Source organism: Zhouia amylolytica, assembly GCF_900116365.1.
In the GTDB taxonomy this organism is placed as follows: domain Bacteria; phylum Bacteroidota; class Bacteroidia; order Flavobacteriales; family Flavobacteriaceae; genus Zhouia; species Zhouia amylolytica.
Map to the genome: position 1 here is coordinate 584,758 of NZ_FPAG01000001.1, position 15,920 is coordinate 600,677.

A 15,920-nucleotide genomic window follows, 5' to 3' on the forward strand; every position below is an offset into this window, starting at 1 on the left:
ATTTAAGCTGAATATAAATTTTCATTTAATAGTGTGATTATATCATCTAATTTACCGTCAAAAATTTTATTTAATCTTTTATACCCCCCATCTTTGTTAAACGGCTCTTGATTCAAATCGGGTATTTGTAAAATAGTTTCTTTTAACAACTGGTTTTCAAAACGATCGATCCAACGTAGTTGAATCTTATTCCAATTTTTCATTTCGCGAATTTTTTCAACAGCATTGTGAATTCGCTCTTCATGACTAACCAAATCTGTATCTAAGGCCATGGTACGGATAAAAGAAATAATATCGGCAGCAACATCTTCATTTTTCCATTGTTTCCAGGCTGTTTTTAATCCGATATCAGTATACCCCTCCTGATCTAGTAACAATTTAAGCTCTTTTAAGGAAGCTCGGTCTAGTTCCGAAGGACGGGTACACAATACGTTAATAGCAGTAATCTTATTTCGGTTATCTTGAATAAAATTCTTAAAGCCTTCTATATAATCTTCAGGTTTTTGAGCTTTGCCATAACCACGCTCAATACCTAATAGCTTATCTTCATGATCAGAAATCAATTGCCTTTTAGGACGATAAACCTTTTTATCTAAGAATTTCCATAAACTTCCATAATCAGCAATAATACGATGCACATCGTTTCCTGATACTTCTTTTAAACGCTCTATAAATTCTTCTGGACTATTGCCATTAGCTAAATACATGAATTCTTCCTGACGTTCTTCTTCTAAATTCTTCTTTTTTCGTTGTAGCTTGGCAATAATTTGTTGTAACTGTTTCTCGGCACGTTCCGGTGTCTCTATAAGATCGAGTTCTTCTACCAACTTCTGAAAAGAAATACTAGGATTAGAAACCGTTTGCATTTGTGTATAATCCTCCAAAGCTTCATACACTCTGACAGCATCATAAATTCTAAAATATTCCTTGCCTATGTCATCGCACTTTCTTGTAGCTCTACCCAACATTTGTTCAAAGAGAATTCTAGAGCGTACTCTTCTAAGAAAAACTAAATTGGTAATTTGAGGGACATCTATTCCAGTAGTCAACAAGTCTACTGTAACTGCAATGGTTGGGTATTTTTCATTTTTAAAACGCTTGGTTAATCCTGCTGGATCATAGGCGCTACCCGTAATCTTTTCAATTGTACCTTGTTCTATATCACATCCAATATTTTCAAATTCTTCTCGAAGTAGTTCCACAATCATATCTGCATGGCTATCGCGTACGGCAAAAATGAGCGTTTTTTCATCACTTTCAGGGTCAAGCTCTTGCACCAATTGTTTAACTACTTCACGATTGAAAGGTTCTGTGATAACAAGCTTATTGAATTGTTCTATCTCTATGTGTAACTCATCGTCTAGTTCTGCTAACTCTACCAAAGAATTTGATTCAGGATCGTACACTACAGGCTTTTCTCCTTTTTCCCAAACTATACCTTCTTCACTAAGTTTTGTCTTAATCAGATAAGGAGGTTCATGGTCGGTTAAGTAACCATCTATTACAGCCTCTCGATACGAATAGCTATGAACCGGGGCACCAAATATTTCTGTAGTATGCAAAGCAGGAGTAGCCGTAAGACCAATAATATAAGCATCAAAATACTCAATAACACGTTTGTACTGACTCACATAATCCTTTTCATCTTTAAAATGTAAATCCCCTTCATCTATTTCCTTGTCTAAATTATACCCACGATGTGCCTCATCAATAATGATGCAATCATACGTATCAATTGCAAGTGGTTCTTCAGAATAAAACAATCGTTTCACCATACTTTGCACTGTTGCAAAATGTAAACGAGTATCAGAATCCGGTTGAGTGATGGTAGTATCCTCCATTTGGTAGATGCCAGCAAAAGTCTGTAGGTTTTCAATTCTATTATCTAAAAAGCTATCTCTGGCTTGTCCAGCCAATAAGCGCCTATCTGTTAAAAATAAAATTCGCTTAAAACGATCCGATTTAACTAAACGATAAGCGAGCCCTAACACTGTTCTGGTTTTTCCAGTTCCAGTAGCCATCACCAATAGAGAGCGCCCATCTTCAGGATGCTTACGTATTTTATTTTCGATGGCTTTAATTGCTTCAATCTGATAATAACGAAGACCGAGGCCATTTTTATTTTTCAAGTAATCATACCCACTTTCTTCTAATCGATTATCTGCAACCTCGACATTACGATTGAACAATTCTAGCAAACCATCAGGAGAATACCAACCTCGTAATGCTTGGGGACGATTTCTGTTATTTCTAATATCTAAAAACCAAATACCGCTTTTAGTTTTAAGTTGTTCTAGGTATGATCTTCCGTTTGTTGAGAATAAAAAAGGGACTTTATATCCATGCCATTCGCCTAGTACATTTGTCTTATCTATTTCATTAACTCTTTCAGCATAAACCTTAGATTGGCGTAAATCGGTCGAGATATCTGTTGCATATTTCTTTGCCTCAACAATACCATATAACTCTTTCCCTATAAAAAGTGCATAGTCAGCCCATTTTCCATTACATGGCCATTCAGCTATAGCTTTATTTTTTCCCTTCTCGGGTAAAGACTTATTCTTCTTATAATTTATTGTTTCAGTATCGCATACCCACCCAACGCTGCGAAGCTGTTCATCGATAAGTTCTCTGGTCTCTGCTTCCGATTTATCAATATTCCTTGCATTTTTAATAGACCGCTCTTTACGTTCCTCAATAATTTTTGGCGAAGCATTTAAAGCCGAAATTTTGGCTTGATAGTCTATTACCTGTTGTGATAACTGCTGTAATTGTTTATTTAATTCTTCAACTGATGGTTGCTGTTCTGTCTTAGGCAAGTCATAATGACCGTTTTCCAAATAATCATTCTCATAAGTTTCGTAAAACCATTGTGATAATCGGAAGCATTTTTTCAAAACAAATAACGCCTCAGGATATGATCCTTTTCCACTATGTGATGCCTTGTTTCCAGATTTACGAATGGTATGCATTAAATCAGCAACCACATCTGGTATGGCATTAGTGTATTTAAGTTGATTAATTCGCTCTACCTGATTACCATTAAAAACCCCTAAGCTCTCAAAATCCCAAACGATATGAGATAGCTTTTCAGAAAATAAACGAGATTTTGCCAAAGAAGAACTAGGGTCTACATGAATAAGCTTTTCCGTAAGCTCGGCAATAGTAAATAACTCCGGATAATCGGATTGTAAAAACTCAAATTTGGATTTAGACATTATTCTCTATTAAATGGGAGAATAAATATAGGAGAATCGCCGAACATTAACAAACTGTGCTTTTCTTTTGGGACCACTAAAAACCCTTGACGATTTACTCAGCCTCAATAATCATATCCATTGAGCTCTTTAATCAGAATGTATATAAGTGAACATATATTAAGAGTAAATTTTATTGATACCTGCCTGTTGCTGCAAGAAAGACAATTCATTTCCAAGAAAAAAATAAATCAAATATAGAACTCATGGATTCCGAAACAAGTGCGGAATGACAATAATTATATTACTCCTCATCATCCTCCCATTGCGACTTTTCAGGAATTGAGGTATCCGAAGGGACTTCAACCTGTTTTACCTTCGTCTGTTCCTTAAACACCACCACCTTTCCATCCTTTATAAAAACCGCTTCCAGGATTCTGGCGGCATAATGCTTACGGTTATAACTTTCATAGGGTTCAGTGCCATTACCATCAGTTCTTATAAACGATATACCAGCTGCCACTAATATGACCTTTCCTTCAGTATCACCTACCTTCAATAAGGCTTTCTTCGCTTTCGACAGAGTGCCGTATACCGAAGAGATTAAAGGAGCCGTTTCAAATACCGTAGCAGCGAACCCCTCTTTATCTGGGTCTATAAGCAAACAGCGAATACGCAACACTACCTGAACGGCCTTTTCAGGCCAGTTTATATCACTGGATGCAATAGCAGGCACTCTAACGACTACCTTTCCGTTTGTAGGTTCTATCTCAATCCTTGTAAACATAAAATGCGCCAGACTATCGAACTTCGTGTGCTGGTTTAATTCTGTCCCTTTAAGTAATCCAACATTACCATGACCAAGTTGACGCTTACCTTTTAGTGCAACCGGACCGGTGGTGAGAATTGCAATTACAACCGACTGAAGTAGTTTATGAAGCTTTTTACCCTCGCTGTTAAATACCAAAGGTGCTAATTTCTTTTTAAGAATTGATGCCGCCTGCGAGGCGTATGTAAATTCTTTACTGCTTTTTATACTTTCCGGACTCAGTCGATGATTAGATTTTTTTTCATTATTAAGGGGCATATTTTATGGATTTTATGATGTTTTTATGTACATTTATTCTGTAAATGAATAAGAAAAAGAATACGCTACAATAGCTTAAATTTATACAAAATTTACCAAATAGAGTCCCTTCAAGTCCCTTAGAACTCCGTTAAAGTCCGTTTGAATTCCGTTGTCTCCTTATAGTTACCCTATGGCTACCATGCCTTTCTTGGTGCTATTCTAAAACCAACTATTAAGTACAATTATGATCCGTTAGTGTAGATGCTTATTTAGTGCTCTGGATCTATTACATTATTATAGAATTCTTTAATCAGCCTCAAGTGCTCCTCCGGGGTGTCAATTTCCCCCTTTTCATATTTTAAAATAAGTTCTTTTGGAATCTTAGTAAAGGCTTCAACCTCTTATAAGGAATAACCACCAAGCTCTCTGGTAAAGGATGAAGGTTTGGGCCCTAAACTGGAATAAATATTTGACCCCCAATCAGTGGGAAGTTCTCTATTTTCTGTGAGGTTTCTTTTTTTACTCATTATAGGGATCTGAAATATTTTTAAAAAATAGGAACAAACAATAAAGTCATCCGATTATTTATTAAATTTAGTAAGAATTTTAAAAGAACTTATTTTGTGTTTTCTACTTATTAATATTCAGATTTAATTTAAGAAAAAACAATTCAAAACGCCGTAGATTTTGTGAGCATAATCGATGTGGTATTTGTAATGAGTTTTTTTAGGAAATATGGAGTAATAAATATTGTAAAAACAATATTAGAGCAAAACTTATAATATGACAATCAAAGAAGCCATTTTAAAAAGTTTATCAGATTTAGAAGGGATAGTAACATATTTAGATGTGTACAATCATATTATTGATAAAGGATATTACGAATTTAAAGTGGCTAAAACACCAGAAAGAACGATTTCTGCCCAACTTGGTGAGTTTATTCGAAATGGTGACACTAGAGTTAAGCGAATTAAACAAGAAAATGGAAATTATTCATATTATTTGACTAGAAAGGAAGAAAATATTGATTTAGAAATAATATCTGGCGAAAAGCCAAATGTAAAGATTAAAGGCAAAAAGCCTAAAGGGTATGCTGAACGTGATTTACATCGCCTATTAAGTAGCTATCTCAAAAACACATCGATTTATTCAAAGACCATTTTTCATGAACAATCTAAATATGGTAAGGATAATAATCAAATATGGACGCATCCAGACATGGTTGGAGTTAAGTTTTTGAATTTGCAAAACAAGGTTAGTCAAAATTTTTTAAAGTCTATTAATAGGGTAGACACTTTTAAATTAAGTTCTTATGAATTGAAAAAGGAAGTTAACTCAGATTCAGAGTTAAAGAAAGCTTATTTTCAAGCTGTTTCGAATTCTAGCTGGGCAAATTATGGGTATTTGGTGGCCTTTGAATTTAGGGATAGTTTATCTGATGAAATGGAAAGACTAAATCAATCCTTTGGTATAGGGATTATTGTATTAAATTCTAATCCATTTAAAAGTAAGATTCTATACCCTGCAAAATATAAAGAATTGGATTTTAAGACTATTGATAAGCTTTGTAAAATAAATAAGGAGTTTGAGCAATTCATAGAACAAACTGATAGGTTAATGACTGCCCAAGAGCGTTATTATAAATCAACAGAAAAAGAGCTCGATGAATTTTGTGATAACTATTTCGAAAATGATGCTGAATTCGAAAAATATTGTGAAGAAAAAAATATTCCGAACGGAGAATTAAACTAGTTGTAAGCCCCTAAAATGACCCTAAACCTATTAAAAATAGTCACAGTATTTCTCTTCTCTTAATTACGTTCGATACAGAATATCTTGGAGAGTTTTTCGGTACATTTTTTCTGCTTGGTATGATGGCTGGTGGCGTAACACTTATGATCTTTATGTTGAAAGTCGCCTTGAAGGGTTGCGTCGATATATTAACAATCCTGAAAGAGCTTATCAGGAATTATAAAAGCTTTCAAATGAATTACAACAAATGATAGACGCTAATCCCACAAAAAAAATAAACGAACTTTTTCAATGATGTTGTACAGAATTCGTCCTAAATTAATAAATAAAGTAGTTGGCTATGTTGCATCAAATAAAATGGTTGAGGGTTATATGTACAATACTGAAAACTCAGTATACAAATTAAATGTCAGAGGTAAACTCGAGTTTACTCCTGATATTGATGCGATTGAAATTCTTAAACGAGCTAAAATGATGGACATCATTGTTTCAGTTCCTATAGGGAGTAGTCACCTAATCATTAGCGATAAATTGACTAAAACTATCTTAAATCATACCATTCCTATTGAAACTCAAATATTTGACGCTTATGCTCTATATAAAGATAAAAAATACCATTACAATTTTTTATACATATACGATGCTAAGGAAAATGAAATTATTGATTGGCAACAATCTGCTTTTGTAGAAACCTCAGTAGGAGGCACAATCATAGGTGAACCAATGAAATATTCTTTTGAAGATTTTACTGCAAAGAAGATGAAAGAAGGTAAATACTTCAATCCAAACCGACTAGTATTAAAATTAGAGAAAATAAATACTGATATTTTCCGATTAGATCATACCTTTAGAGGATATTATGTCTCCGAAGACTTAAAAAATGCCATAGAAGAGGTAGGTTGCCAGGGTGTAGATTTAATCCCTATTGACCAATTGGGGTTTGAGGTAGAGTTTATATGATTTTAAAAAGAACTTCTACCTATTTTTCATTGGAGGCCTGATATTATTATTTCCTATAGCCCAGCATTTGTATGTGGTAATAGCCTATAATAAGCATGATTATATGTTTATTATTACTTCTGGCATTTTTACGATTATATATGCGTTTACACTTTTTAGAATAAAGAGGGGTTAATGCTAACTATTTTATTTTGGTGTGTAATTGCATATTAAGAGAACAGATTCAACTCTGGATCCATGGATTCCGCAATAAATACAGAATGACAGTAAGGAAAAAACAATTTCTCCTTTAGGGGTGCAGGGGTAAGAAATTGTTTTCGGCAACGTCATTGCGAGGCAGGCTTTAGCCTGACGTGGCAATCTCTTCAATAATAGTTACCAGCCTTCAAAATATCACCGCACTCCACTTCGTTCCGTTCGCGATGACGGTTTGTTAGGATTAACCAGATATTTAAATCCGCCCTAGGCTGTGGCAGGTGAGGTTAAGATTCTTTATTTGGTTAATAATTTTGATAGGAGCGTACCCCCGTCGGCAGTATATATGAATTTAATCCGTTAAAAATGGTCGAAGCCATGGAGACCATTTAGGATAAAATTCATGGTTTTGCGATAGCAAAAATACCTCTCGACGGGCGTCCTTTTCTTTGGTTCGTTTCTTTTGGACGATCAATTGCGCAGCATATCATGAACTCCTTATAAAACAATTAGCAAATTGGTGAATAAAAGAAATGAATAAAAATAAACATGCCCGTTAAATTAATTAAGACAATTCCTTACTAAATAAAAAAGATCAAACATAGAATCAATAGATTCCGCAATAAATGCGGAATGACAGGAAGTAAAAAAACAATTTCCCCCTTTAGGGGTGTAGGGGTAAGAAATTGTATTACCTCATTGTGAGCCTTGCGCTAGCAGGGCTTGGCAAACTCTTTATAAGGATTCACCTACCGCCAAAAAATCTCCATCTATAAAGCTAGACGAACCAAAGGTCTGTTAATCCATACATAGAAAACCGCCCTAGGCTGTGGCAGGCTGGGCCCCGCTATTTGCAGAACACGTGAAATTATCTGCTGTTTGAGGCAAAGTGCCGAGTTCAGATAATTTAGTGTTCAAAAAACTAGCGGGTAGCCGAACAGCTAAGGCTTGAATTTTTTGGTTCGTTTTTGTTTCAAGAACTGCGTAGCATATCATGAGAACCTTTAAAAACAATAGACAAGCTCTCGAATACAAAAATGAACATAACACTGATTTGCGATGAAAATGATCATGACTTAAGTTTTTGAATTAATCAAAAATCAAACCCCCTGGGAAAAGGGATAACCCATAGATTCCCCAATAAATGCGGAATGACAAAAAAAACAGAATGACAGCAAGGAAGAAAACAATTTCCCCCTTTAGGGGCGCAGGGGTAAGAAATTGTTGCACCCCATTCAGTTCGCGATGAAGGTTTATTACAAACACCAATACAGATTAAAAATCATTTTTAAAGCCAATTAAATTGTTTTTAAACGAGCCCTAACTACCTTACCTTTGGCAATACTATTAAAAGAAAGTTCTACATGCGCATTCACAACGCCTACCAAAACAATCTTAAAAATATATCCCTAACCATCCCGGAAAACCAATTAATTGTGGTTACCGGACTTTCCGGTTCGGGGAAGTCTTCCCTGGCCATGGGTGTGATCGGGAATGAAGGCTATCGGTATTTTTTGGAGAGTTTGCCGGCGTATAATCAACAAAATGCAGCTGCAATACCCACAGCTTCCGTCGATGATATAGCGGAGCTTCCACCGGTGATCAAGGTAGATCAATCAAGGCGTTTTCAATCCATCAACGCTACCTTTGGTACGCTATCCGAACTAACGCCCATCTTTCGGATTTTGTTTGCGCGGTATGCTGCAGAAGAAAGCACGAGTCAACTACCTCCTGGTAAGTCCAAAAGGCACCCATCGGAAAATCCAAACAAAAGCATTTCAACCCAGGCGTCAGAGCCTTATAAAGCTCACTTTGTGAGCAAGTCCTTGTTTTCGTTCAATCATCCCAAAGGGGCTTGTGAGGAATGTCGCGGCATTGGGGAGGCCGAGTATATTGATACCAGTAAATTGGTGGGTGATGAAACCAAAACTTTGCGCGAAGGCGCTATTGTAACCACCTTACCCAACGGCTATATCGTGTATTCTCAAGTAACGGTGGAGGAGTTGAATAAGGTTTGTGAAGCACATGGATTTAATGTAGACATCCCGTGGAAAGACCTAACCCCCGAACAACAAGAGGTGATATGGAATGGTAGTGAGCGGGTACAGGTGTACTACGGAAAGCATAGCCTGGAATCGCGTTTGCGCTGGGAAGGGTTTAAAGCGAAACCACGCGAGATTGGTTATTACAAAGGCGTATTGCCTATTATGAGCAATATTCTTCGAACCGATAGAAACCCAAGCATTCTTCGGTTTACCAGCGCTAAACTTTGCACCAGTTGCCAGGGCGCACGGATCAAGGCTGAACATCTGAAATATCGATGGAAAGGATTGAACTTTCAGGAGTGGATGGAGTTGCCTTTACAGCAATTGTATGACACCCTGAAAGCAGGGAAATACGAGGCAGGTGAGCAGGTATTGGTAGACAAACTATGCACCCCATTATACGATTTGATTCGGTTGGGAATGGATCATTATCGTTTGAGTACACCGAGCATGGGTATTTCCAGTGGCGATGGACAACGGATCAAACTCATAAAACAGGTAAATAGCAGTTTACAAGGTATCTTATATGTTTTTGATGAACCTTCTATCGGATTGTCGCCAACCTATCAGCAGCACTTATATAGTATTTTAAGACGGTTGATCAGCCGGGGAAATACCGTTATGGTCGTAGAGCATGATTTAAATTTGATTCAAAAAGCAGATTGGATTGTGGAATTAGGTCCGAAAGCCGGGATTCATGGCGGAGAGGTGATCTTTAACGGAAAGCGAACGGACTTTCTACAGGCAGAAGAGATAGAGAGCCCTACCCTAGCTGAATTTCGTGCCCCTTCCCAATGTTTGAATAGCGAGCGGCAAGAGCTTTCAGTAGCGGACTTTTATCCAAAAGCCAGGAACTTGGCTGTAGTAAGTAAAAAAACAGCTGCCGTTTTAGATAACATTAAAGCCTATAGTGAAGAAAAAGCACTGCAATTACTCACAGTAACCGATCAACCCATAGGGAAAACACCGCGCAGCAATCCGGCGACATATACAGGCATGGCCGATAAGATTCGGGATCTGCTGGCAAAAACGGAGGAAGCCAAAACCTTGCAACTAAAGAAAAGTGCCTTTTCTTTTAATAATAAAGCGGGACGATGTCCACGGTGTGAAGGAGCAGGGGTTATAACCCTTTCCATGAGTGTGATGGGAACCATCAACCAAACCTGCCCCGAGTGTAACGGGAAACGCTTTAAATCCGAAGTGCTTCAAGTACACTGGAACCATAAAAACATTGCCGAAATTTATCAACTCAGCATTGCAGAAGCCTATGATTACTTTCAGCAAGAAAAGAAATTATCTGAAACCCTGAAGCTGATGATACGCTTAGGCCTGGGATATATCAAACTCGGGCAACCCTCTAACACCCTAAGTGGAGGCGAAGCACAGCGTATTAAGCTAACCAAGTATTTTGCGAAACCTAACAAACAAACCATCCTATTGTTGGAAGAACCCAGCATCGGACTACACCAGCAGAATGTAGTACAACTGCTAAAGGCTTTGCATCAGTTGAAACACGAAACCTCGGGGATTGTATGTTTTGAGAATCACGCTTTGTTTCAGTCCGACTGTGATGTATGGGTAGATAATACGGAACCTATTACTGCAGTAAGCGAAACTATTCCCGAACCATCAGCCACCGATACCATTCATATTAAAGGAGCACGAACACATGCGCTGAAAGACATTGATATTACATTCCCGAAACAACAACTCACGGTGGTGACGGGAATCTCAGGATCGGGAAAATCTTCATTGGTGATCGATACCCTGCACGGATATGGATTACAGGAAATGAGCAAACAATTTTCAAGCTATCAACAAAACAGAGTAGGCGTTGATTATCAGTTTGAGGTAGATCATATCACCGGACTAACCCCCAGCATTTGCATCACCCGAAAAGATCAGCAGTTTTCTGAGCGTTCGGATGTAGCCAAGCAAACCGATATTGATAAAAGTTTGCGATTTGCCTTTTCGCGTAAAGCGCAATACCAAGGCAAGGGATGGTCTGCCAGTCATTTTTCGAATGCTCACGATTTGGGGAAATGTGGTGTTTGTGATGGTGTGGGACAAGAATTACTCCCTGATCTCTCCAAAATAGTATTAGACTCAGCCCTGAGCATTGCCGACGGACTCTTCGAGCATAATAAAGCATTGCATTACTACGGACAGGCAGGCGGACAATACATGGCCATTGTAGGAGAAATAGGGAAGGCGCATGGTTTTAGTTTGCAAACGCCTTTTAAGGAGTTGACTCCGGAGCAGCGGACGATTATTTTTCATGGAATTCCTGAGAAAACCTGGGAAGCTACGTGGACTTTCAAAACCAAATCACGAGCGGGAACCCAGCAGGTGAAGATGGTGTGGAAAGGCTTGTTTACCTATTTAATGGACGAGTACTTTCTGACCCGTAAGAATAAAAACATTCAACACTTACGCGCTTTGTTAGCTCCCCAGGGTTGTAGCAATTGCCAGGGCAGCGGATTGCAGCCTGAGCGTTTAGCAGTTACCATCGACGGCCAATCTATGCGAGATTTGAAGACCATGAGTCTACAGGCATTTGAAGAATGGTTGGTGAAGACGCGGCCAGAAGAAACCATTGATGCTGAATTAATAGCAAAATTGAAAGGGCATTTACAAAATACCTTAGAACGGGCGCGTCAATTGCATATAGACCATCTACACCTCAACCGAAAGTCGAGTACTTTGAGTGGCGGTGAACAACAACGGGTTTCGCTCATCAAACAATTGAATAGTCCGTTACAAGGAGTAACTTATTTACTGGATGAACCCTCAGCAGGTTTATCGCAAAACAATATACCGGATCTCATTGCATTGTTAAAAGCCCTTGTAGCCAAAGGCAATACGGTTATTGTGATTGAGCATCATAAAGACATTATATTGGCGGCCGATCAGATAGTGCAGATAGGTCCGAAGGCAGGAAGCATGGGTGGAGCAATTACGTTTCAGGGAAGCGCAGCCGCTTACCAGTCTTCAGAAGTATGTCACCCGTATGTAAAAACAGAAAGTAGGGCGATAAGCTTTCAGCAAGGGAAAAAGTATATTCATATAGAAGGGGTAGAACGTCACAGCCTGGAAAAAGCTCAACTGGATATTCCTGTAGGAGGTATTACGGCCATAACAGGCAAGTCGGGAATTGGAAAGACTACCTTGGTAAAAGAAGTGGTGATGCCAAGTTTACAGCAGCATCAACCCGTATATTGCAACCGTATTGATTTTCCGAAGCAATACCAGGGGGTACATTATTTTGAACCAAAGAAACTACAAGCCTACAACAGCACCTTATTAGTAGCGTATTTAGATATCTTAAAAGTGATCACCAAGGTATTCGCAAAGGAAACAGGAGGTAAAGCCAAAGACTTTTCATATAAAACCAAAACGAGTCAGTGTTCTCAATGCCAGGGAAGCGGTGTAGTAACCACTAGTTTGGATGTAGCAGCCATGCATATTGAAACGTGTGATGTCTGTGAAGGGAAACGCTATCAGGAAGCTATTTTAGCATATACCATCGAAGGAAAAGATATTGCAGCAGTTTTAGGAATGAATATTACAGAATTACTGGATTGGATAGCCCCTTTTGCAGGTACGACCAAGGCCGTACAACAATTACAAGAGCTGAGCCAAATAGGACTTTCTCATGTACAATTGGACCAAACGGTAAAATCACTGTCCTCTGGAGAAAAGCAAAGACTGTTATTGCTCAATTGGTTGCAAAACAAAACCAAAGATCAACTATTAATATTAGATGAGCCAAGCATCGGATTGCATTATGCCGATATAGATTTGTTGTACGAGGTATTACAACAACTAAGTGAGAACAATGATCTTTTAGTAATAGACCATAACCCTTATTTATTGGAAAAGATAGACGTTGGCGTAGTGTTGGAGTAATGCTATATGGAAAATGGATTCCGCAACAAGTGCGGAATGACATTTAGATCATAGGGGTGCAGGGGGAAAGAAATTGTTTTCGGCAACGTCATTGCGAGCCTTGCAATACCAAGGCGTGGCAATCTCTTTAGGCTGTAACATAATCTAGCCAAAAAGGTCAAACCTTTTTAAAGAGCTCTAAAAAATCAACCTTCAGCCAGTTTCTTCACGCATTTCTTTGTCTTTATAATTATGCTTCATGTTAATTATTTACTATGAAGGATAGAGGTAATACCCTTATATAATTGCATCTTTTCAGCTATATTTATAAATTAAATGAGAAAACGAATGGGCTAAAACATTAAGGTAGCCTGTAAACAAGACAATCATTTATGAAAAGAGCCTATTACTCGAATAATATAGAAGAATTTTTAACAGAACATGATTCGAGTATTTTAGGTGAATTAACTGCTAATCATAGTAACCGAACACTTGAAGAGTTACAAGTAAATGCATGGCGTAAACAAATCACCATCCTAAAAAATCAACTTATTGGATTTCAAGGTCAAATTTATTTTGAGTTTGCAATTCCAAGAATGGGTAAACGAGTTGATAATATAGTAATCACTAATAATGTGGCTTTTATAATCGAATTTAAGGTTGGTGATGGTGGATATGAAAAACACGCAATTGAACAAGTAATTGATTACACAATTGATTTGAAAAACTTCCATGAAGGAAGCCATAATATTAGTCTAATACCAGTTTTGGTTGCCACAAATGCTTTAAGTGTTTCTGAAGAGTATAGTCGGGTTATCGTTCATAAAACAGCTGCTAAATGCAATCAATACAATTTAGCTGAAACACTCAAAAAATATTTAAGCGAAAACAGCGAATCCATTGATATTGAGTGTTGGGAAAATTCAATCTACAAACCAACTCCTACCATCGTAGAAGCAGCTCAAGCTCTTTATAAGGGACATAATGTTAAAGAAATAACCAGATCTGATTCCGGAACCATTAATCTTTCTAAAACTGCAGAATGTATTAATTCAGTAATTGAAAAGTCAAAGGTCAAAGGAATTAAATCAATTTGCTTTGTGACCGGTGTGCCTGGTGCAGGTAAAACTTTAGCTGGTTTAAATATAGCGGTTGAAAGAATGAAAGCTGATGAAGATGAACACGCAGTATTTTTATCTGGGAACGGCCCATTAGTTGAGGTTCTACGAGAAGCACTTACAAGGGATGAGGTATTAACAGCTAAAGAAAATGGAGAAAGAATAAGCAAAAAGCAGGCTGCTATTAAAGCCAATGCCTTTATTCAAAACATCCATCATTTTCGAGATGATAATTTACTTTCAGATAATGCCCCAATTGAGAAGGTTGTAGTTTTTGATGAAGCTCAAAGGGCTTGGACAAATGATCAAGTTAGTTCATTCATGAAAAGAAAAAAGGGGGTTGAAGATTTTAACAAATCGGAGCCCGAATTTCTTATTGATGTTATGGACAGACATTCTCAATGGTGTACAATTGTTTGTTTAATTGGTGGTGGACAAGAAATAAATACAGGTGAAGCTGGATTGGAAGAATGGATTAGTTCTCTGAAAAATCATTTCTCTGACTGGAAAATTCATTATTCAAGTTTAATTCTGGAAAGCGATAATTATTTAAAATCAGAAGAATCAAGAAAGTGGCTGATTGGAAATGGAATAAGTGAAAACGAATTGCATCTTGCAGTTTCTGTAAGATCATTTAGATCAGAACAATTATCGAATTTCATTCACGAATTACTTAATACTAATATTCAAAACTCGCAGCGAATTTATTCCGAAATTAAAAATTTATATCCTATTGTTTTGACTCGTAACCTTGAAAAGGCAAAACAATGGCTTCGTGATAAGGCTAAAGGAACCGAAAGGATTGGATTAATAAGCTCCTCTGGGGCCAGGCGACTTCGACCATTAGGAATAGATGTTAAAAATGAAATATCTGCACCAAACTGGTTTTTAAATAATAGCCATGACATCCGATCTTCTTATTTCTTAGAAGAAGTGGCAACGGAATTTGATATTCAAGGGCTAGAAATAGATTGGGCTTGTGTTGCTTGGGGAGGTAATTTCTATATGAATAATACAGATTGGAAATATCAAAGCTTTAAAGGAACGAAGTGGCAAAATATTCATAAGAATTTAGACAAAGAATATCTAAAAAACACATACCGAGTACTTCTTACTAGAGCAAGACAAGGCATGGTGATTTTTGTTCCGCAAAGCAGTGAATTTGATCATACAAGACCTAAGGCTTTTTATGACAAGACGTATGAATATTTAAAGGAAATCGGAATTCAAGAAATTGAATGATTTAAAAACCCTACTAATTCAAACATAGTATCAATAGATTCCGTAACAAGTACGGAATGACAATAAGTACATAAAACAATTTCCCCCTTTAAGGGTGCAGGGTGAAAGAAATTGTTTTCGGCAACGTCATTGCCATAACCATTCGTTTATAATATTATATTCCTTGTTCATTTTGCCTTGATGCAAAACGAACCAAAAAATCAAGAAGGTTTATAGGAAATTTTTGCTATCGCAAAACCGCTGTTGTCTCTAGCGTTACATGCATTGTTAGCTATCGCTAACGCACTTCCACTTGAGCCACAGCTATTTCATGAAAACCTTCATATATATCCGATTAGAAATTTTGATAGAAGAGTACTCCCGTCGGCAGTATATATGGATTTAATCCGTTAAAAATGGTCGAAGCCTTGGAGACCATTTAGGATTGAATTCATGGTTTTGCGATAGCAAAAAT

6 protein-coding genes are annotated in these 15,920 nt (G+C 37.3%); 4 read left to right on the forward strand and 2 right to left on the reverse strand.

Features of this window, described 5'->3' with window-relative positions; translation table 11 throughout:
- Window positions 1-2: 2 nt before the first annotated feature.
- Window positions 3-3,218, reverse strand: coding sequence for a type I restriction-modification system endonuclease (gene hsdR / locus BM361_RS02470; RefSeq protein WP_074976659.1), 3,216 nt, complete (start codon window positions 3,216-3,218; stop codon window positions 3-5).
- Window positions 3,219-3,501: 283 nt separating this feature from the next.
- On the reverse strand, window positions 3,502-4,284 hold the full coding sequence (locus BM361_RS02475) for a hypothetical protein (protein ID WP_074976660.1): 783 nt from the start codon (window positions 4,282-4,284) through the stop codon (window positions 3,502-3,504).
- Window positions 4,285-5,049: 765 nt separating this feature from the next.
- Between BM361_RS02475 and BM361_RS02480 the strand changes: the two genes are divergently transcribed.
- From BM361_RS02480 to BM361_RS02495, 4 genes are all read left to right on the forward strand, one after another.
- The gene (locus BM361_RS02480) at window positions 5,050-6,018 is read left to right on the forward strand and encodes a hypothetical protein (protein ID WP_074976662.1); all 969 of its coding nucleotides are present in this window, start codon (window positions 5,050-5,052) and stop codon (window positions 6,016-6,018) included.
- Between the two features lie 291 nt (window positions 6,019-6,309).
- Entirely contained in the window at window positions 6,310-6,978 is a 669-nt protein-coding gene (locus tag BM361_RS02485) for a hypothetical protein (protein ID WP_139226585.1), read from the forward strand.
- 1,559 nt (window positions 6,979-8,537) lie between these two features.
- Window positions 8,538-13,127: an ATP-binding cassette domain-containing protein gene (locus BM361_RS02490; protein ID WP_074976666.1), complete on the forward strand. Its 4,590-nt coding sequence runs from the start codon at window positions 8,538-8,540 to the stop codon at window positions 13,125-13,127.
- A 371-nt stretch (window positions 13,128-13,498) separates the two neighbouring features.
- Window positions 13,499-15,466: a DUF2075 domain-containing protein gene (locus BM361_RS02495; protein WP_074976668.1), complete on the forward strand. Its 1,968-nt coding sequence runs from the start codon at window positions 13,499-13,501 to the stop codon at window positions 15,464-15,466.
- Window positions 15,467-15,920: the final 454 nt, after the last annotated feature.